Origin of the sequence: Ruminococcus bicirculans (ex Wegman et al. 2014), assembly GCF_000723465.1 — a bacterium.
GTDB classification, from domain to species: Bacteria; Bacillota; Clostridia; order Oscillospirales; family Ruminococcaceae; genus Hominimerdicola; species Hominimerdicola aceti.
Genome location: NZ_HF545616.1, coordinates 1,676,785 through 1,695,485, shown reverse-complemented (window position 1 = coordinate 1,695,485; position 18,701 = coordinate 1,676,785). Strand labels below are relative to the sequence as shown.

Annotated in this window: 18 protein-coding genes; 6 read left to right on the top strand and 12 right to left on the bottom strand. The window is 38.5% G+C overall.

Features of this window, described 5'->3' with window-relative positions; all coding sequences use genetic code 11:
• Together RBI_RS14130 and RBI_RS07745 are read right to left on the bottom strand one after the other, a co-directional pair.
• Window positions 1–1,167, bottom strand: coding sequence for a GTPase (locus RBI_RS14130; RefSeq protein WP_051706637.1), 1,167 nt, complete (start codon window positions 1,165–1,167; stop codon window positions 1–3).
• Window positions 1,167–2,420, bottom strand: a complete 1,254-nt coding sequence (locus RBI_RS07745; RefSeq protein ID WP_038672135.1) for a GTPase — start codon at window positions 2,418–2,420, stop codon at window positions 1,167–1,169. Before RBI_RS07745 ends, RBI_RS14130 begins: the two co-directional genes overlap by 1 nt.
• A 336-nt stretch (window positions 2,421–2,756) precedes the next feature.
• Here RBI_RS07745 and RBI_RS07740 point away from each other — a divergent pair, with 336 nt between their 5' ends.
• Window positions 2,757–3,077 (top strand): helix-turn-helix domain-containing protein, encoded by a 321-nt coding sequence (locus RBI_RS07740; protein WP_038673322.1) that lies wholly within the window; start codon window positions 2,757–2,759, stop codon window positions 3,075–3,077.
• Between the two features lie 143 nt (window positions 3,078–3,220).
• Here RBI_RS07740 and RBI_RS07735 read toward each other — a convergent pair whose 3' ends face one another.
• From RBI_RS07735 to RBI_RS07725, 3 genes are read right to left on the bottom strand one after another with little or no spacing between them, the layout of a single operon-like run.
• Window positions 3,221–3,538 carry a DUF960 domain-containing protein gene (locus tag RBI_RS07735; RefSeq protein ID WP_038672133.1) on the bottom strand — a complete coding sequence of 106 codons (318 nt, stop codon included), beginning with the start codon at window positions 3,536–3,538 and terminating at the stop codon, window positions 3,221–3,223.
• A gap of 10 nt (window positions 3,539–3,548) precedes the next feature.
• Window positions 3,549–4,490 carry a class II glutamine amidotransferase gene (locus RBI_RS07730; RefSeq protein ID WP_038672131.1) on the bottom strand — a complete coding sequence of 314 codons (942 nt, stop codon included), beginning with the start codon at window positions 4,488–4,490 and terminating at the stop codon, window positions 3,549–3,551.
• Between the two features lie 2 nt (window positions 4,491–4,492).
• The gene (locus RBI_RS07725; RefSeq protein WP_038672129.1) at window positions 4,493–5,605 is read right to left on the bottom strand and encodes an amidoligase family protein; all 1,113 of its coding nucleotides are present in this window, start codon (window positions 5,603–5,605) and stop codon (window positions 4,493–4,495) included.
• 287 nt (window positions 5,606–5,892) lie between these two features.
• On the opposite strand from RBI_RS07725, the gene RBI_RS07720 reads away from it, so the two are divergent.
• Together RBI_RS07720 and RBI_RS07715 are read left to right on the top strand one after the other, a co-directional pair.
• Complete coding sequence (locus tag RBI_RS07720) at window positions 5,893–6,066, top strand: helix-turn-helix domain-containing protein (RefSeq protein ID WP_038672127.1); 174 nt, start codon at window positions 5,893–5,895, stop codon at window positions 6,064–6,066.
• Window positions 6,067–6,211: 145 nt separating this feature from the next.
• The gene (locus RBI_RS07715; RefSeq protein WP_038672125.1) at window positions 6,212–6,610 is read left to right on the top strand and encodes a hypothetical protein; all 399 of its coding nucleotides are present in this window, start codon (window positions 6,212–6,214) and stop codon (window positions 6,608–6,610) included.
• A gap of 34 nt (window positions 6,611–6,644) precedes the next feature.
• On the opposite strand, the gene RBI_RS07710 is transcribed toward RBI_RS07715, so the two are convergent.
• From RBI_RS07710 to RBI_RS07700, 3 genes are all read right to left on the bottom strand, one after another.
• Window positions 6,645–6,839, bottom strand: coding sequence for a helix-turn-helix domain-containing protein (locus RBI_RS07710; protein WP_038672123.1), 195 nt, complete (start codon window positions 6,837–6,839; stop codon window positions 6,645–6,647).
• On the bottom strand, window positions 6,820–8,016 hold the full coding sequence (locus tag RBI_RS07705) for a hypothetical protein (RefSeq protein ID WP_038672121.1): 1,197 nt from the start codon (window positions 8,014–8,016) through the stop codon (window positions 6,820–6,822). The genes RBI_RS07710 and RBI_RS07705 overlap by 20 nt, the downstream gene beginning before the upstream one ends.
• Before the next feature lie 546 nt (window positions 8,017–8,562).
• Window positions 8,563–9,804: a hypothetical protein gene (locus RBI_RS07700; RefSeq protein WP_038672119.1), complete on the bottom strand. Its 1,242-nt coding sequence runs from the start codon at window positions 9,802–9,804 to the stop codon at window positions 8,563–8,565.
• Window positions 9,805–10,073: 269 nt separating this feature from the next.
• Between RBI_RS07700 and RBI_RS07695 the strand changes: the two genes are divergently transcribed.
• From RBI_RS07695 to RBI_RS07685, 3 genes are all read left to right on the top strand, one after another.
• Window positions 10,074–11,954, top strand: a complete 1,881-nt coding sequence (locus RBI_RS07695) for a hypothetical protein (protein WP_148303586.1) — start codon at window positions 10,074–10,076, stop codon at window positions 11,952–11,954.
• Window positions 11,955–12,018: 64 nt separating this feature from the next.
• Entirely contained in the window at window positions 12,019–12,234 is a 216-nt protein-coding gene (locus RBI_RS07690) for an excisionase (protein ID WP_038672115.1), read from the top strand.
• Window positions 12,235–12,309: 75 nt separating this feature from the next.
• The gene (locus RBI_RS07685) at window positions 12,310–13,542 is read left to right on the top strand and encodes a tyrosine-type recombinase/integrase (RefSeq protein ID WP_038672113.1); all 1,233 of its coding nucleotides are present in this window, start codon (window positions 12,310–12,312) and stop codon (window positions 13,540–13,542) included.
• Window positions 13,543–13,976: 434 nt separating this feature from the next.
• On the opposite strand, the gene RBI_RS07680 is transcribed toward RBI_RS07685, so the two are convergent.
• From RBI_RS07680 to RBI_RS07660, 4 genes are all read right to left on the bottom strand, one after another.
• On the bottom strand, window positions 13,977–15,284 hold the full coding sequence (locus RBI_RS07680; protein ID WP_038672111.1) for a hypothetical protein: 1,308 nt from the start codon (window positions 15,282–15,284) through the stop codon (window positions 13,977–13,979).
• Between the two features lie 139 nt (window positions 15,285–15,423).
• A protein-coding gene (locus tag RBI_RS07675; protein WP_242843625.1) for an IS3 family transposase occupies window positions 15,424–16,585 on the bottom strand; the annotation gives its coding sequence in 2 pieces (ribosomal slippage) (window positions 15,424–16,299 and window positions 16,301–16,585; 1,161 coding nt in all).
• Window positions 16,586–16,666: 81 nt separating this feature from the next.
• A complete protein-coding gene (locus RBI_RS07665) occupies window positions 16,667–18,295 on the bottom strand; it encodes an SIR2 family protein (RefSeq protein ID WP_038672109.1) in 1,629 nt (542 codons plus the stop codon).
• 163 nt (window positions 18,296–18,458) lie between these two features.
• On the bottom strand, window positions 18,459–18,701 hold the full coding sequence (locus RBI_RS07660) for a hypothetical protein (protein ID WP_038672107.1): 243 nt from the start codon (window positions 18,699–18,701) through the stop codon (window positions 18,459–18,461).

Here is an 18,701-nt window from a genome sequence, read left to right as displayed (position 1 = left end):
CTATATCTTGATCTCGATAGCAAGCAGCTTTTCCTCAGTTTTCTCGATCTCTTCAAAAACTACGCCTTTCGTTCTTACAATGTACCTGTCCACCGTTTCATGAAGGTCGTTTTTGATAGCTTTTGCCGTCTTTACGTTTATCTTTATCTCTGCAAAAAGCTTTTTCATAAGCTCTTTGGTAACGTCCTGATTCATGAATTTCAGTATTTTTCCCGTCGATTCGGCGATCCTTTCCACCTGCTGACTTACTTCTTCTTTGAAAGCCTTTGTTGCGTCAAAAAACATTATTGGGTCGTTCAGCAGCTTTAACGCGTCCATACCAAAAACGATCGTGTAATACTCTTTTGACAACTGCTGATAATAATTATACGCATCGTTAAACTCGCTATTTAGTTTTCTTACAGAATTATAAACGAACACGGTGAATTCTTTGTTTATTTCCTCTTCAAACTTATCGAGCTTATGATGCTTTCGCAGAACAAAGCTTGTACTTGCCACCATATCATGAAACTTATCGTGCTCGCTGCGAAACATTTCGTTGGCGTGCTCTTTTATTTTATACGGCACTTTTACCTTGTAATTGTTCCACAAGTTGCGGATAATGCAGTTTACTACCTTTTCGCGTCCAAACTTTTTTACCTCGCCAGAAATAAGTTTTTTCTCATAGTTGTTTACAAATATCACCGAGTCAGCCGAAACGCCGCCGTCTTCAACTATGCGCTTTTTCATACGCTCCGCTCTGTCGTCGTTCTCAGACTTGCAGTGAGTTATCACAACGTTTACGTTGTTTTTCTCAGCTATAAGGTCGTTTATTATGCTTATCTCAAAATCTTCCACTCTGTCAGAGTCGGCGCTAAGGCAGTAGATTATGGTGCTGAACCATTCGTTGATAGAGTGCTTGTCGTACTCCGCTACTTTGTCGATTATCTGCTTGTGCCATTCGTCCGCTTTATCGGGTTCAAGACCCCAGCTGTCGCATATCGAAAAAGATATTCGGTCGTTATCTTTCAGCTCGAAAGAATATTCGTGCAGGCCCTCCGCCGTTACGGGCTTTCCCGCACCCGTCTCCGCGACCTCTTCGCCAAATATGTAATTCAGCAGACTGCTTTTGCCAACGCCCGATTTGCCGGCTATCAGTATATTAGTTTTTATCTTGTCGCCTTCCATTATTTCCTTGCTCCTTTTTTCGTATCCTTGAACATATCAACTACAGCTTTTACTATTCTCTCTACAATTCTCTGATCCTTGCCCTTGCTGATCTCTTTCATTACCTTTTTCAGATTTTCAACAGTAAAGTAGTCGGAAATTTTGGTGATCATAAGGTCTTTCGAGCCGCCGTTCTCTATGCAGGCTTTAGTGTATTCCTCGCAGATCTTCGTTATCGCAACGCCGAGGGTAGCCGTAACAGTAGTTGCCACTGAAACATTTACCGTGGCTTTCGCCGCGCCGCCGACAAATGGGATCACCGAAAGCAGCTGAGAAGCCAGCGTTTTTCCTATATAAGAAACGAAGCCCGCTCCGGCTAAATTTTTCACAGCGCCCTTCATATCATTATCTATTCCGTAGCAGCTTAAAATATCCATCGCCATTTTTACCTGTATGCCCATAAGCGGTACCGAATCGGAAAGTGGCACGGGTACAAATGATGTAGCCGTAACAATACCTGCGGCTAAAGCCGCGTATTTCGGTATCTTGTGCTTTATCATCATTTCTGCCATTTGACCCTGCGCTTTTTTGAGCGACGGGATAAAGCTTTCTCTGAGGTAATCGTCAAGATTATGATGTGCCCAGCTGTTTATCTCAGATTTCTGCACATACTCGTCGCCAAGATCGCTGTTAGTAGAATAGGTAAACACCTCAACGCCGTTTATCCTATTGCGTTTTCCGGCATCGCCGACAGCGTCCTTTATCTGAGCGACTTCGTTCTCGTCAAGATTATCCACCTTTGTAATAATAACGCACACGGGGATATTTCTCGCCTGTATGTCTTTTATCAGCCTTTCATCGAGATCCATGAAGCGGTTATTTATGCAGTACCAAACCTCGTGGATGTGCATACCCAAATCCGCAGAATATGTATTTTTGCGTTCGTCGATAAGATCTATTATATTTTTGTAAAAAGCGCTGTTTTCCGGCGTAGACGAGCTTTCTACCTCGTAGCCTTCAGTGTCGAACAGGGTAATGCTCTTTGAATGATACTCGTGTATGCCCCTTGTCTGCGGCTTTCCGCTGCTTCCGACAGGAGCGGCACTATCCTTATCAAACTCGAAGAAGTCGTTTATAAGGCTGCTTTTGCCAACGCCGGTAGCTCCGCACACTATGATATTGATATTTTTTGAAGCATTTTCCTTTACTTCTTCATAGCACTTATCATAGTCAAAGTTTTTTACGTCAAATTTCTTGTTGATGTTTTCGTTCATGTCAAAAAACTCCTTTTCCTTATTGATTTGTCAATTATCAACTATAACTGACATAATAATACGTTTTTGTATGTTAATTATAACACATTCTTTTTCACTTTTGTTAAGCTGGCTGCTTAGTATAACGTTTTCGTAAGATATTTTTTTATTTTAACAAAAAACATGACACAATCCGCTTCTTATACAAATATCGCATTATTTCAAATACTTTACATCATTATATCATATTATTTCGCATATTTCAACCCCTTTATAGGAAAAATTCCGACATAATACATAATAATATAGGATAAAATATTATACATGGGGGTGCAAATAATGTACGAAAACAAATTCATGTATAACAATAATTTTGCTTTGAGGCTCTCAAAACTTCGCACACAGAAAGGTGTTTCCGCAAGGGATATGAGCTTATCTATTGGACAGAACGCAGGGTATATAAACAATATCGAAACAGGAAAAGCCCTGCCCTCTATGACCTCTTTCTTTTATATCTGCGAGTATCTGGGCATTACGCCGCAGGAGTTTTTCGATGCCGACGCCGAGCAGCCGAAAGAGCTAAGTAAGCTTATCTCTGACCTGAAAAAGCTCAACAAAAGGCAGCTGGAGAACATTGCTGATATTGTTAACGATCTGGCTAATGGGAATAGGCGGTGAGAGGGGAAAAGGTAAATTTGTACGTCTGCCACATAGACAAGACCGACACTTTGAAGCATGATTATAAGGTAAATAGGTACAGGAGAGGTGAGTTCAGGGCAAAAAAATCACAGCCTCCTCTAAAGCTGTGATTCCTTTTCAACTCAATACTCCTCCGCCAACAGCAGCGTAATATGATCCACATCGTCGATCATATACGCCCTGCCGTTTACCTCCACGTCGGTCGGTATGAAATATTCAAGCTTAGCCTCAGGGCATTCCTGCATATGATAAATGTGCAGGAATTTTTTCTGCCCTTTGACCCTTGTCACTATCTCGAAAACTTGCAGATAATCAAGCTGTCCGCTGACCTTTTCTCGCATTTGCTCTACGGCTGAAAATAACGCCACTTGCAATTCAATAGGGAAGTTTTCTGCCACGCCGCTTGTGATGTATCTGCTTCCGCTGAATGTGTATGCCATAAAATACCTCCTAATAATATTCCCCCACCAACACCCTAGCCTCCTCGATACACTCCCTGATCATACTCCTGTCGCAAAGCATACCCTCTATCTCTTCATCCGTGTAACCCATATCGTAAAGCAGCATAAGATCCTCCTGCGATACACCGAACATTCCGCATATATCAAAAAGTTCGTTCTCATCGTAAGCGGGCTTTCTGTATCCGTAATAGTTCCAACCATAGCAAAATTCGTTCGGTACAAAGCTGCTTTTCTCAAAACGCCCACGCTTGTCAATGCTTATGATCTCTCCCTCCGTGACCTTTATCACTTCAAAAGGCAGCTTTTCAAGGAAACTGCCTTTCAGCACATTTTTCATAATGTCTTCGGTGGACGTGTAAACATACAGCCCCAATTGCTTGTAATGGATAAGGCATAGCGGATTGTCGCCCTTTGCTATGAAAAGCTTGTTCTTGTCGCTTAGTATCGTGAATACAAAAGAGCCTTCTACCGCCTCTGACATCTTCGCTATGGTCTTGAAGTCAAGTTTGCCGTATTTCTCAATAAGCTGTGCGGCAACGTAGCTGTCAGTTTCTATCTTGCTTTTCGGCAAACGTTCAGATTTTGCAAGCTGACTGTCGTTGTAAAGCACGCCGTTGTGACATAAAGCAAAAGACCCGTCCGCAGTTTTGCCTGTGAACGGGTGGTTATTGTAAATGTACCTAGCGTCGCCTTGGGTAGTCATTCTCGTGTGACCTGTGAGGATAACCGTGTCCTCCGGCACATAAAGCTTTACCTTGTGAGCAGGCTTTGCTCTCTTGAAAACTTTGAGTTCGCCGTGTTTCACATACGCTATTCCCGTTGCGTCCTTGCCCCTTACCTCAGACTCTACGGATAACCTGTTGATAAGTTCTTTCATCTCGCTCCTGCTGAGAGAACGTCTGTAATTCACAAATCCAAATATCGCACACATAGTTAATCCTCCTCGCTGACAGGCTCGTTAACATAGAGCCTTTTCTCTTTCAGATACCTGATAAGCTCTGTATATTCAGGCTTTATGCCCAGCACAAAATCCGCCCAGGATTGCTTGTTCATATCATCATCATTAAGGCATACTGCGTTTTGGCATATGCTGTCAACAAGTTCAAGCGTCGCCATAAAGCTGTTGAATTTTAGAGTGCCCCTGAACAGCCTTATCTCCACAGTATCAGCATTTGTTATGTTCACACAGGCATATCTGCCCTTAGTGCTTTTCTTTGCCTTTTCAAGTATCTCTTTCGGCTTGTCATTGTAGCCGTGTCTTGCCGCCCAGCGGTCAACGCTGTATGCAGTACGCCGTGAGAACTTGAAAAGCTCATTCCAATGGCTCTCGAAAAAGAACATTATTCGGCTTATGACTTCTTCCTGTTCCTCGTAGGAATATCCAAGCTGTTTTCGGCCTATATGAACGTGAAGTCCGCAGGTAGACGTATTATGCGAGCGGTAGCCAAGGGCAACAGCTTTTCTCACGATATCGTCCCACGGAAATTTCTTTCGGTGAAAATCTATTGAGCAAGGGTGGCTGACAAGTTCCATTCCCTCGTCAAGCGAGCCGTCAGACTTTATGTAAAGTACTTCATTCTGAACATTAGCTGTATCATAAATCTTTTCCGCATTATCATCATATCTTCCTGCACCGTCTATCTCCAGTTCAACACCGTAAAAACGCACGTTGTTTTCTTTCGGCAGTTTGTAGAACACGGGCTTAGGCTTGTAGTAATAATCGTTGATGTAGTCGCCGTTATCACAGCAATCGTCATAACATTCACGGCAATAGGCGTTATCGCCGCGCCAGTAGGTATCGTCCGAATGCACGATAGTTTCGCAGTTTGAACAGCGGTAGTAATGATTATCGTAGCAATCTGTACAGAGGATAGTATTCTCATCGCTCACGGTATTCTGTTCGATACAGCGGTCGCCGCAATGGTCGCAGATAACTGTTTCGTTATCGTAGCACTCCTGACAAAGTATCTCGTTTTCGACTTCATAGCATTCCGCCTCGTCCTCTAAAGTGCAGCCGCAAATGCTGCAATGGGTAAGTTCGCTCATTTTAAAACTCCTTTACAAAAATTAAAGGCAGACCCGAAAGCCTGCCTATGGTGTTCACTCGTCCTTATCTGCTATGTAGGTGATGATCTCCTGTGCTATCTCCACCAGCACGCTGCCCACAAGCACGAGTATGACTTTAGCTTTGTTCATCGTAACGCCCTCCTTTCCGCATTTGCGTTACTTCACAAAGATGATGTATATTTGTAAAGGGTAAGTTTCCGAAAAGTGCTTATCAAAACCGCCGAACATTAAGATAAACCGATATTTTTTGAAAGGAATGATAAATTATGTTTGACGATATTCCCGATATACTTACCGCTAAAGAATGTCAGCAGCTTTTAAAGATAGGCAAAAACTCTATGCTCCGTTATCTTAAAACAGGGGAGATAGAGGGGTTCAAGATAGGCAGCAGGTGGAGGATTTACAAGTTTAGTGTTATTGAGTTTTTGAGGAAGAGGTGAAAAAATAGCCGCCCCTGTACTGTGTTTTTCGGTACAGGGGCGGGTGCTTTACTATTGACAAGTTGTCAATATATGCTATACTAGTTATAATGATACATACATTCATATGAAAGGATGTGAAAAGTAGTTATATACTACGGCTATTATGAGTGAAATGATTGAATTTAGCATTTATGGTACGCAAGATAATTTTTGTGATGATTTTCAAGAAATAAACGAACAACTTGCACCATATAACGCAAGATTTGTAATGCCAAGCGGATTGGGTGCTGGAATACCTATTGATTCCATTATTCATATTTTTCTTCCGTTTGTTACTGAAGCGTTCAAAACTTTTGTGCTTAACGGTGGTTATGACATTTTTAAAATGCGGATATCAAAATTATATGCCAAATTTACTAAACACGCAAAAGAAAAGAATATGAATTGTGTTGTTTACATAAGCCGAGCAAAAGGACCAGATTATAATAAGATCAAAATAGAAAATCCGACTGAAGAGGTTTTACTACACACAATCGACCGTTTCTTTGACGATGATGTATAAGCAAACCTTTATGCTGGTTGATATCAATATTGACTTATTTTTGGCTGCTTTTCTCAAACTTAAAAACCTCCTCCACAGGTATCCTCCAAACACGGATACTCGGCTTGAAAGCCTTTATCTTTCCCTGCTTGATAAGCTTAACCAAAGTTGGTCGGCTGAGCCGCAGCATTTTGCAGGCTTCATTAAGAGTAAGGAATAATTTTTCTGTTTCAACATTCTTCTTGCTCACATCTAGGCACCCCCTCGAATTCGTAATAATTATCTGACGCATTAAGATAAAATTTTCTGTTTCTTGTCCTTTTGAGCAGATACTCATACAGCCTAGTATCGGTCGGCGTTGGGTCGTTAAAGCCAAGCGCACTGCTCAATGACTGCAAAAACGGATAATCCTTATTTTTGATAGTGACAGGTGATATGTGTATATCGTCGAACCAGTTCATCACGCCTAACGACGAACTATGACTATCGCAGTATATCAATCGTGCGTCCGTAATATTTGGCAAACTATCTCTGTCAAGTATCGTCGATAGGTCTATCATATACTTTTTGTGCTTAGGCTTGCCGTCAATGCTTCTTTTTATGTACTTTTTCAGCCAGTAGATATTCAAAAACGACTGCGTTCTTTCCTCAACGTCAAATATCCTATAAAATTCTCTTTCGATAAAATAGCTTCTCCGCTCAAACATATGGCGCAATATCTCGATTGTAGTTGTTTCGTCCGCCATTTTTCTTATGTAACTTTTGTAACATCTTAACTCTAGTCTCATAGTATTTTTATAGTATTCAAGCTCCGTGCCGGTAAGGTCTTGATCTATTGCCGCACGGGCTTTATTGTATACAACAAATTCTGCTATACTTGTGTTGCCCTTTTTCATCAGAGCATTGAAGGAATCTTCTTTGCGAAAATCCTTTGTATTCTTTTCAAGCTGTTCGTTGAGTTCAAATTTGTCAGGCACGAACATTCTCCTCATAAGCATTATGTATTCCTTGATGACTGTCTCAGGTACTTTGTGTATGTCTTTAGTTATATCTATCCTAGTCAGTTCAAAATCATTTATATCGAGGTCAGGCATTCTGAACTTGATAAATTCATTGACGTAGTATATCATTTTATCAAGATCGTCCCTCATTTCAACGTGCTTTACCTCGTCTTTGAAATATGGTATCTTTCCGGTAGCTATCCTTAAAACTATCTTATAGTTCTCACCCTTTCTGTGGCGTTCTCCTTTAGAACATTTTCTCGTTCTCATATCTATACCCGACCTATTAGCTTCAAGTGAAGTCGGATAATAAAATTCACCTTTCTTTACGCACTTCTTTGGAACTGTGCCTAGCTTTTCTGTAATATATTCAAATGTAGTGTGATAAGTCAACTCGATAGTATCAATAAAATAATTGTTTTTCATTTGATCCAACTCCTTGTTTTTCGGCAAAAAATTTTATTTTATAGGAATGTTATATCAAAATAAAAAATAATTTAAAATAATGCTTGTGAATACAACATAAAGATAAAAAAATTATTTATAATATAAACAGTTTATTATACCCGTTTAGCTTGATATAATATCATACTTTTATTACTGATATATAAGAGTAAAAATAGATATTAAGAATATTAGGGGTATAGGGGAATACCTACAGCTTTAAGCTGTTCATTTTTTTCAAGAATACTTATCCTTATATATATATCGCTAAGTTACGCACAACTATCAATGCGAATATATTTGCGTTTCACTTTGCCAGTCGTAAAGCAATAAAGATGCTTCTAAATGGAATTTATTAGAGCGTACATATTATAAAAAGAATAAAACCGCAAGTACAAGCCGTTTTTTGAATCAACAGCGTAAAACTTGCGGTTTTTTGTTTAGAAATAAAATTCAATGTAATTATAAGGAAAAGAGTGTGCTTGATTTAGCACTCGGCTCATCTCAGCCGTATAGTATGAACGAGGTTTATATTTTAACAACAGATAAAAGATCAGAGAGCTGTTCATCGCTAAACACAGGATAGTGACCATATAGTGTGGTGTAAACTCTATCAAGAACTTCTTTGCGGCTAGTGATTTTTTGTTTCACACTATTATTGTATGCAGAATATGACTTATCGGAAGAATTATTTGTATCTTTTTGCTTTATCAACTTTATAAACTTTTCTAACCGCTTACAAAGCGTGATAACATCCTCCTTGATACGACCAGCGTTATTGTTATTTAAAACAAGCAGCTCACATCTTTTTAACGCCATAACAAAAAGCTCATAATTCTCCGCATAGTTGTTGTCATCTTTATTATCATCATTTTTCTTATCACAAGTACCAATATGACACGCTCTCAAAAGATCACGAAGTATGCGGTTCTTCTTCAAACGCTCCAAACTCTCTTTTTCTTCTTCCGAAAGACTGTCCATATCATAAACGAACAGCTTATGCTCTTGCTCCGCATTGTCCTGCGAAACGGCTTTTTCTTCTTTAAGTACCTTGCGTTCAGACGGAATGACCCTTATTTCACGTCCTAGCGGTTCCCATACGTTGCGTCTTAGTTCAGTACCTATTTGGCTTTTACCATATGTTTCAGTTGAAGTGCCGTACCAATCAACAAGTGTGTCACGGCCAATGCAGTTACTGTCCGAACGCTCACTGATAAGAAAATGCCATACTCCCAGCAGGAAACAGTCGGCGGTAAAGTTAAACTGTTTATCGACCATTTCACTTTTAGTCGCACTTTTGCCGTTTCCGAAAATGTAAAACGCTGTATCGTCGGCGATGTCCTTATCATCTCTTATCGCTCTGAGCAGTTCGTCTACCATTTGCCTGCACTTATTTTCATCAATGCAATATAGAACAAATTCAGTCATAAACGCAAGCGCTGACGGCTTATCGGACTGTACATCTTTTATAAATACCGCTTTTATCTCATCTTTTTCCGGCATAAGAAATTTAAAATTGAAGAGTTCTTTTTTGCAATTTATCAGATTGCTGTTCAGGCTCTTCAATGTATCCGCTCGTTCATTATCATCAGCATACCAATTCAAAGTAAGCGCAGAGATAAAATACTTGAAGATAGTTGTCGAAATTACAGTATTATTTGCTCCCAAAAATCTTTTTTCTGCTATAGCTTTATCTTTTCTGGTATACCTTGACAAGAGTTTCAAAAAGATACCTAGAGAAAGATACGAACTTTTCTGAGTTTCTTCCATTTGAATGTTTCCTCCTTTTCAACATAAATCAGCGCATATGTACAAGTAGCATAAAAATCGCTCTGAAACTTTGTGAGTATTCACTTGCCGTTAACCCGTTAACATCTTTGCGTTAACGGTTCTTGGTGTGATAAACTCTAAACAGACAGATGATCTGATAGAGATAAAGTACAACAAAAATACTATGTGTCAGCAGCTTTGTAGTGCTTCTATTATATCACTTATTTACAGATATTTCAACTACTATTTGCTTAAAAGTAGAGCTTCTTATGAAAACTTTATTATTAACTCCAAAATTGCCGCAGGAGTATATACTGAAAGACGGCTGTTATTACAACTCAAAAGGCAAGATAACGGAATGGTCGATAACGCAATTAGAGTTTTATTCCACTATCAATACCCAGCACAATTGTACTAAGTACGTCAGATTTCACATCAAGCTAGCTGAGCAGGATAAGACGTATAGTTTCGATTGTCCGCTAGCACTTGCGATAGAGGGAAAGACTTTAGACATCTTTTTCGACTATCAAATATACGCACTTTGCAGCGACAACCTGTTTTCAAAATTCATATCATCGGTAGTGAAACTGAGCGTATTTGGTCAAACACCAGCGGAGAATTATGCCATAGACCAAGGCTATCTGAAACTGCCAAACGGAAAAATCGTTTTCGGCTTAGGCGACGAGGTCGTCAACGCTTCCGACGAAGACCCTGTTATCTCTGAAAGCACTATAAAGCTAAAGAAAAGCGATAACAGCGGCGACTTTACTTCATATCTCGACAAGCTTATAAATTCGGTATCGTTCCCGCCGGCGGCATTCATAGCGTCCTTAGTCTCTTATGACAAGCCGATGTTTGAGAACGAGCTGGACGAATATGGTTTTACCATATACATTTACGCCGATTCAGGGCTTGGCAAAACGGAATTTTCAAAGTTGCTCAGTGATATTTTTGAAGATCACGACAACATCATTTCATTGTCCAGCGATAAATATGCAATCAAGAAAGCCGCAAAACTGAAAGATTCATTGATAGTTATCGACGACCTGAATCGCACGGTATCTTCTAGGATAAGAAATTCCAACGAAGCAAAGCTCTGCGACTTTATACAAATGAATCAAAGCAGCGGAAACTGCCATTACAAAGACATCGAGGTGAAACTCGACAACATAGCTATCGTCACAGCAGAATATGTCATCAAAAACAACAGCACCATAAATAGGTGTCTGCTAGTCCAGCTTGAAAACGCCTTTGACAGCGATGAACTTACTCTGTTGAAAAAAGAGCACGGCAAGTACATTGCGTTTCTAAAAGATTTCATCTTGTGGCTGTGCCGGAATTATGAAAAAATATCCGATGAATCAGCATATTACAAAAGCAAGAACGATAATAGCAATATCGGCAATGAAAATAGCGGCAAGCTAAAGCGGATAATGCGTACCTATCAGATACTTTGTATCACGCTGGATATTTTTAAACGCTATCTTAAAGAACAGCACGATCTTACGGACGAGCATATCAAAGACTTATCTAACATATGCAAGACCTCGATAGAAAACTGTATCAATGACACGATAGACCATTGTTTGACAGATGATAATAAGATAGGCAGAGAATTTATCAACGAGATACTTCTCGGCATATACCAAGAGGACATTGTGTCCGCCGATTTTGCTGAATATTCCAAAGAAGCGAAAAAAGCAAGAAAAAACAAATATCTGCAACGATACGTCTTTTATTTTGACGGCTCTTACCTTTGCGTTGAGGCTGACGTTTTGACAAATTGGCTGAAAACCAGATTAGAGCTTGAGGTAGTACCCAGCAAACAAAAAGTATCGGCGCAGTTAAGATATTATGGCCTGCTCAAAGTTATCGGCGGCGAGTACACATCTACTATTTCAGAGGACAAGAGCAGAAAATATTATCAGCTATACTTGCAGAGATTGAAAGAATGTCAGGCTGAGATCGCCAATATATCGGCAGACGAAGTGCATTATGGCTGGGACGATACTTCAAGATCTTCTGATTATGGCAGTTGGGGAGATAACTCGGACGACTGCTTTGAGAATATAGATGACCAAGAAACCTATGAGCTCCATACTAACCGTAGTTTTCTAAAGAATAGAAAGAAAGTCGAACAACGCCCATAAAAAGGAGCAAAGTCTTATTTTACACTAATACATTATTTTCAAGACACCAAGGAGGTAAACTATTATGGATATTGTCAGAGAAAGGGAACTCAACGTCCCTATATTTCAAAAGCAAAACCTCACTATCGAGGAAGCCGCCGTTTACTCAAACATCGGTCAGCACAAGCTGAGAGAACTCACGGCAGACGAACGCTGTCCGTTCGTTTTGTGGGTGGGGAACAAAAGGCTTATCAAGCGCAGGCAGTTTGACGAGTATATGTCGAGAGCTTATTCTATCTGAACTGCGAGAAATGTGAAAAATGCCGACCGTCCGGAAAGCCGATGGTCGGCAGAATTTTGAAAGGAGAGTTTTATTATGGCAAAAAGGCGCAGAGACAGCAAAGGCATTATGCTGAAAAAAGGTGAAAGCGAACGTGCGGGCGGCGGTTATGATTACCGCTGGACGCAGAACGGCGAAAGGCGCGTGATATATGCACCCACGCTGCAGGAACTTCGTGAGAAAAAAGAGGAAATCTCTGCCGATGTTCTCAGAGGCATAAGGCCTAACGCCCGAAACCTCACGGTAAATGACATCTATAAAATGTGGGTGAGAGATAAAATGGGGCTAAAGGACAACACTATGCTGAACTATATGTATATGTACGAAATGTTCGTCAATCCATATATCGGCAAAAGCAAGATCTCAGGACTGCTGTATTCGGACGTTAAGGGCTTTTACAATATGCTTTACAGAGAACGCGGGCTAAAAGTTTCTACTATCGACAACGTAAATACCGTGCTTCATCAAGTGCTTGAACTTGCCGTGCAGAACAGGCTTATCCCCGCGAACCCCTCCGACAATGCGATAAGAGAACTGAAACATATGCACGGCAAGGAGATACAGAAACGTCAGGCGCTTACCGCAAAGGAACAGGAACTTTTTCTTGATTACCTCCGCAGCACGCCGCGTTATCAGCACTGGTATCCTGTATTTCTTACAATGCTTTATACGGGATTGCGTGTTGGCGAGATAACGGGGCTGCGCTGGTGCGATGTTGATCTTGAAAACGGCTTTATCAGCGTCAACCACACGCTTGTTTACTTCAAGCACGATACGAACAAATGTCAGTTCAGCATACACAAGCCTAAGACAGAAGCGGGAAGCCGCAGCGTGCCTATTATGAGCGAAGTCAGGGAAGCGCTCGAACAGGAGAAAGAGTATCAGGATATAGCAGGGCTGAGATGCAAAGTTAAGGTCGACGGCTTTTCTGATTTTATTTTCATAAACCGCTTTGGCAATGTACATAATCAGAACAATCTCAACAGGGCATTGCGCAGGATAATCCGTGACTGCGACAAAAGAGTGCTTTCGGAAGCGCAGAAAAGCGAAAACGTCACCCTATTACCCGATTTCAGTTGTCACACCCTACGCCACACCTTTGCAACACGAATGTGCGAAATGGGCATAAACCTCAAAGTGATTCAAGACGTGCTCGGTCATTCAGATTTCAGCACCACGATGAACGTCTACACCGACGCCACAAGCGACTTCAAAAAGAAAGAATTTCAGACCTTTGAAAAGCTTCTCAAAGGCGGCAGTGCCAAATAATAAAAAAGAGATCACCGATGAACCAAAACATCAGTGATCTCTCATATGTTATCATATTTTTTTATAAGTTTCTGACCGATTGGCGTAAAATTGGCGTAAGCCGTCGGTCAGACCTGCTGAAAACCACGCAAATTCAAGGGTTTATGTAGATTTTTATTTTGAGGCTTGCTTCATTCCCCCAAAGAACAGACAATTATGCTGCTGAACAAAAATGCCCCAAAGTCCCGAATTGAAGCGTAATTGTGACCGATATTATATTTCATTGCCCAAAAGTCACTGTAATAATATGTAACAACATAAACAGATATACAAATAGCCAAACCATATATCGGTAAATTTGTTTCTGCACGAAGAAGCAATCTGCCTACAAATCAATAGAGAAGGTGCTTGTTTATATTTGATCATTACTACTACTTTTTTAGGTTCTGCTGTTATTAACCAAACAGGTATTTGTATGCTATCATGTTCTCAAATGAGCTGCCAAAGCCTAATTCTATCCTTTTTTCGTTTTCTTTAGTCCAAAATTCAGACTTATGTTTAAGAATAATATCCCGATACTCATTTGAATTTATAAAATTACACCACATATAATCAGCAGTATTAATGCTGCTATAGTCAAACGATCCGGGATTAAATAAAAAATCAAGATAAACATATTCAGTACAATACCGTTTGAGATAGGTCATGCTGTCTAAATTAGGTATAATCCCAAGTATATGAAGAATTACTATTGAATTAACAAGCTCTGATTTATTGTCAGGGTACAATATAACACCAGGAGTTTCTTTTCTTGCTTTGAGTTTTTCTTCAAAATACTTTGAAACAACTTCATTATAAGGAATAATCTTTTTTTCAAGATAATCAAATACTTCTTCAGCCCAATTATGCTCAAGATTGTCAATTATCCATTTAGTCCATTTGGTAGGCTCATGTTTTAAAAGAATGTCCTTAAAAACATACGGATAATATGCTTTTTTACGTTCTGAATCACATTTATCAATTATAGCACAACATTTATCATATATTTTTTTATCTGCTTGTGATGAAAGTATATGTATTAGATTGATGTAATCATTTCTCATATCAAGAGGATCAGTCAATAAACACTCATCTATAAGGAGCTCCAACAACTGGTAGTAAGAAGACTCATCAGCATTATAATGTTTATCTGCAAATAGCCATAATGCTTTTAAACAATTTCGCAACATTTTAATACTTATCTTATAATCAGGTGTTACAAGTTTTAAAAATGACAGCAGTATTTGGTGGCGCTCATCTTTTGAAAGTTCAACCAATGATAGTAACTTGCCGAACAGATTGATATACTCTGCATATTCTGTAAGCCAAAAAGAACGTATTGATATACAGAAATTATCAAATATCTCAGTAATATTTAATTCATCAATTAATGACAAGCTAAATACTTTATAATACGATAGCCATGAAATAAAGTCTTTGTACTTTACATGGCGTATTATCAAATTAACATCTGTTAGATTTAATGGATATGGTTTTACCTGCGTTCTTCCTAATGCAGGATTTGAAAATTGATATTCATCTGGATAATATGTGCAAAGGATAGCTTTTATGTAAGGCTCGCACATCTTTGAAACATTATTAAACCAATCAAGCATCAGGTAGTTCTTCTTGTAGAAATAATAATAGTCATATACAATAGCCTGAAGTTTGAATAAATCCCCATAGATTGTTCCACCATATTTTGTCATTGTGGTTTTACGCATATAGTATTCTTCGTGTTTAAGAAGAAGGTTGTTCAGTTTATTAATCTCTTTATAATGTCCCCCTTGTCAAGACACAAATGAAAAAAATTATCGTGACAGCGAAAACTTTGTATAGCCATCCAAAAAACGTAAGCAAAATTTATGCAGCATTGCATACAGACTTGGCTTGGTAAACCTGCACAGGCAACTTGTAGCCAAGCGCCTGATGGGGTCTTTCGTTGTTGTAATCCTTGATGTAACTACCAATCTGCTGGCGCAGCTCTCTGGGATTGCTGTATTCATTGATATAAATCAACTCCGTTTTCAAGCTGCGAAACCAGCGTTCAATTACCACATTATCCACCCATCTAGCTTTTCCGTCCATACTCTGGCGGATATTCTTCGCTTTCAGAAATTCAATATAGTCATTGCTTGTAAACTGGCTGCCCTGATCAGAATTGATAATTTCAGGATTGCCGTATTGTTCCATGGCATTTGTGACTGCTGCTAAAACCGGTGCAGTATCCAGCGTATCAGACAATTCATAGCCCACGATAAAACGGCTGTACCAATCAATAATCGCTGTCAGATACATATGGCTACGCCCCATTTTGATATAGGTGATGTCAATTGACCATACCTGATTTGGTCGGTCAATTTTTAGATTTTTCAGCAGATACGGAAATTTTAAACTGTTCTTTCCGGGCTTTGAAAGATTGGATTTCGGATAAACCGGACAGATATTCATTTCCGCCATATAACGTCTGACAAGCTTTCTGCCGATTGCAATCCCGTCTTCCTGTACAAGCTTTTCTTTGATTTTCCGATGACCAATGTAGCAGAATTTTGTGTGCCAGTAGTCAATACGTGATTTGATGTATTCCTCACGCTCCAAGGCTTTTTCTGCCGGTTCAACAGGCTGATAGTACATCGAAGTGCGGTTGATTTCAAGCAGTTCACACTGTTCCTTAATGTTCAGCCTATCATTCTTCATAACCAGACTTTTCCTTCCAGTCAGGTCCGAGCACTTCTTCAGATTTTTTTTTGAGCCAGTCCACCTGAACTGTCAGGTGACCGATTTTCTGCATAAGCTTTTCTTCCCGCTTTTTTGAGTTCTCAGCTGCTCTTTTTGCTTCCTTTTCTGATTTTGAACCATTAAAGGCACGGGATGCATTCTCAAGAAATTCCTTTTTCCAATTTTTCAGCTGATTGACGTTGATTCCTTCACGACTTGCTATCTCGCTGATCGTCTGCTCTCCCTCCAGTATTTCTATTACGATTTTTGCCTTGTACTCCGGTGTGTATGTGTTCCTCTTCGCCATTATCGTGTCCTCCTGTTTCTTTCTTTTATTATACCACTGTCACGATGTTTTGGCAATTTTGTGTTCAGTTTCTAGGGTACATTATACTTTTCCATTATCATTATAGATCTTTTTTATGCACTCAAACGTTTTATTTTCTGTAGCGACAGAATCAAGAAAGTACCCGAGATTATCCAGCTGTTCCTTTTGTTTTTGGTAGCGTAATAGTCCAATTGCTATTTGATTAAACTTAAGTATTGCTATTTGATATTTATCTTTTGGCGTCAGTTGTTTGAAGTCTCTTAGATTAATCTCTAGTTCAATGTTTGATAATATATCAAGGCAAATATTATTTTCTGTTTTATATATTAATAAACTATAATATGCTTTTTCAAAATCATTTTTAATGCTAGGAAATCGTTTGATAATCTCGGGATATGCCCATATCATGGATAAATTTAATAGTTCGTCTGTTTTTTCTTCTGATGCCAAAAGATATTTGAAATTACTTTTATTATGAATTGAGTATACACCGGATTTAATAAAGTATTTTTTTATCTCTGAACTGTCTGAATCATTTTGTTCAAGAATTTCCAACAAATTATTGTATTCTGTTTCATCATTAATATTTAATGATTCATCCTGTAATTCTGTATTGTGTGAGAAAGCACCTATTGATAATAGTGTAGTATAGCTGATGCGATTGAATGGTTCTACAGATTTAATATTTTTTAACAATGTGTATTTTAATTGTTCTTTTTTATCTTCATAAAACGGAAGATTATTATCCTTGATATACATCAGAAAAGAAAAAAGCGGCTTACCATAAGTATTAAGACTGCATGGCGTTTTTTCTTTCATAAAGTTTGATAGTGCAGCTAAATCGACTACTTCAACATTTTTATTATCCCAATATTTATTATCACGTTCTTTATGTTCAATTCTATTGGTAATCAAATAATGCGAGTTATACTTCTTGATCCCTTGACTCTTAACATAATAATCTATGTAGCTCATTATAAGTTTTAAGTTATTATCGTTAAGAGAATAGCCAACAAACATAAAGGTTTTATCAAAAAGAAGCGATTTAATATAAGATTCAATTATTTCATGAGTATGAGAATACTTAAGATAATCGTCTTCTTTTAGAACTATATTATTAATTCCATTCTCATTAAAATCATCTTTATCTCCGTGCATTTTTATAATATAGTGCTTACCTGTCTCAGTTAGTAAATCTTTATCGCTCTTTATAATGGTGTATTTTGAAACGTTTATATTCTTGGTGTCTTCAAGTAGATGATCATAATTTGTTGTTATAATGTGTTCCGGCTTTATATCAAGAATTAAATTGTCAATTTCATTTGATTCATAGTTTCCTCCAAATTTTTCTTTTAGCAACTGAATGTATTGCTCTTCGCCTTTCTCTTCATAAAAATATTGAGGTATTTTCAGAAATTCATCAGATGAATAATTATGTTTGTATTGACATTCATCGTTATCAAAGCTACATAACTCAAGTGTTTCCCCACATTCAGAGCATATTAGATTTTTCATTTTGCATTTTTCACAAATATCATTATAATCAATTCTTATTGCAATGTCTTTAACTAATTCCCACCATGAACAGACGCCTGAGTTTTGTGACACGCCTGCGCCTACAAAAATAACAAGCTTATGCTGTTTATTGATTTCACGTATTTTTTCAATCTGTTTTACTAATTTATCCATTATTTTTTCTCCCCTCATTTGTCATCATGCCGATTTTTTTCAACAGCAAATATTATCCTGTAAATAACTATTTCTCTGAAATTTTCTTTAACACAGCAAACCAGATTAAACTGCACCCCATCATAGCCTGATCAGTTCGAGTATCATTTTTCACTAGTATTTATTAGTCAAGAATATCAAATATATTCATCATAAGTTTAATGAGTTCTTTGGCAGTATCTTTATCAATTTGAATAGACTGACTTATTTTATCCTTCATTTCTCTTGTGGGACTTCCGTAGGTATCAATTTGAAAGTATTTTTTTCCCTCACTTGTGAATGTTGTATATGTGGCTCTAACTTTACTATGTACACTGTTTCTTTCTTTATCAAGCTTTTTTATATTATCTTTTGTTATTAATGCCAT

Coding starts and splice junctions, on each gene's coding strand:
- RBI_RS14130 (WP_051706637.1), bottom strand. CDS start 1,167: ATGGAAGGCGACAAGATAAAAACTAATATACTGATAGCCGGCAAATCG.
- RBI_RS07745 (WP_038672135.1), bottom strand. CDS start 2,420: ATGAACGAAAACATCAACAAGAAATTTGACGTAAAAAACTTTGACTAT.
- RBI_RS07740 (WP_038673322.1), top strand. CDS start 2,757: ATGTATAACAATAATTTTGCTTTGAGGCTCTCAAAACTTCGCACACAG.
- RBI_RS07735 (WP_038672133.1), bottom strand. CDS start 3,538: ATGGCATACACATTCAGCGGAAGCAGATACATCACAAGCGGCGTGGCA.
- RBI_RS07730 (WP_038672131.1), bottom strand. CDS start 4,490: ATGTGTGCGATATTTGGATTTGTGAATTACAGACGTTCTCTCAGCAGG.
- RBI_RS07725 (WP_038672129.1), bottom strand. CDS start 5,605: ATGAGCGAACTTACCCATTGCAGCATTTGCGGCTGCACTTTAGAGGAC.
- RBI_RS07720 (WP_038672127.1), top strand. CDS start 5,893: ATGTTTGACGATATTCCCGATATACTTACCGCTAAAGAATGTCAGCAG.
- RBI_RS07715 (WP_038672125.1), top strand. CDS start 6,212: ATGAGTGAAATGATTGAATTTAGCATTTATGGTACGCAAGATAATTTT.
- RBI_RS07705 (WP_038672121.1), bottom strand. CDS start 8,016: ATGAAAAACAATTATTTTATTGATACTATCGAGTTGACTTATCACACT.
- RBI_RS07700 (WP_038672119.1), bottom strand. CDS start 9,804: ATGGAAGAAACTCAGAAAAGTTCGTATCTTTCTCTAGGTATCTTTTTG.
- RBI_RS07695 (WP_148303586.1), top strand. CDS start 10,074: ATGAAAACTTTATTATTAACTCCAAAATTGCCGCAGGAGTATATACTG.
- RBI_RS07690 (WP_038672115.1), top strand. CDS start 12,019: ATGGATATTGTCAGAGAAAGGGAACTCAACGTCCCTATATTTCAAAAG.
- RBI_RS07685 (WP_038672113.1), top strand. CDS start 12,310: ATGGCAAAAAGGCGCAGAGACAGCAAAGGCATTATGCTGAAAAAAGGT.
- RBI_RS07680 (WP_038672111.1), bottom strand. CDS start 15,284: ATGCGTAAAACCACAATGACAAAATATGGTGGAACAATCTATGGGGAT.
- RBI_RS07665 (WP_038672109.1), bottom strand. CDS start 18,295: ATGGATAAATTAGTAAAACAGATTGAAAAAATACGTGAAATCAATAAA.
- RBI_RS07660 (WP_038672107.1), bottom strand. CDS start 18,701: ATGGCATTAATAACAAAAGATAATATAAAAAAGCTTGATAAAGAAAGA.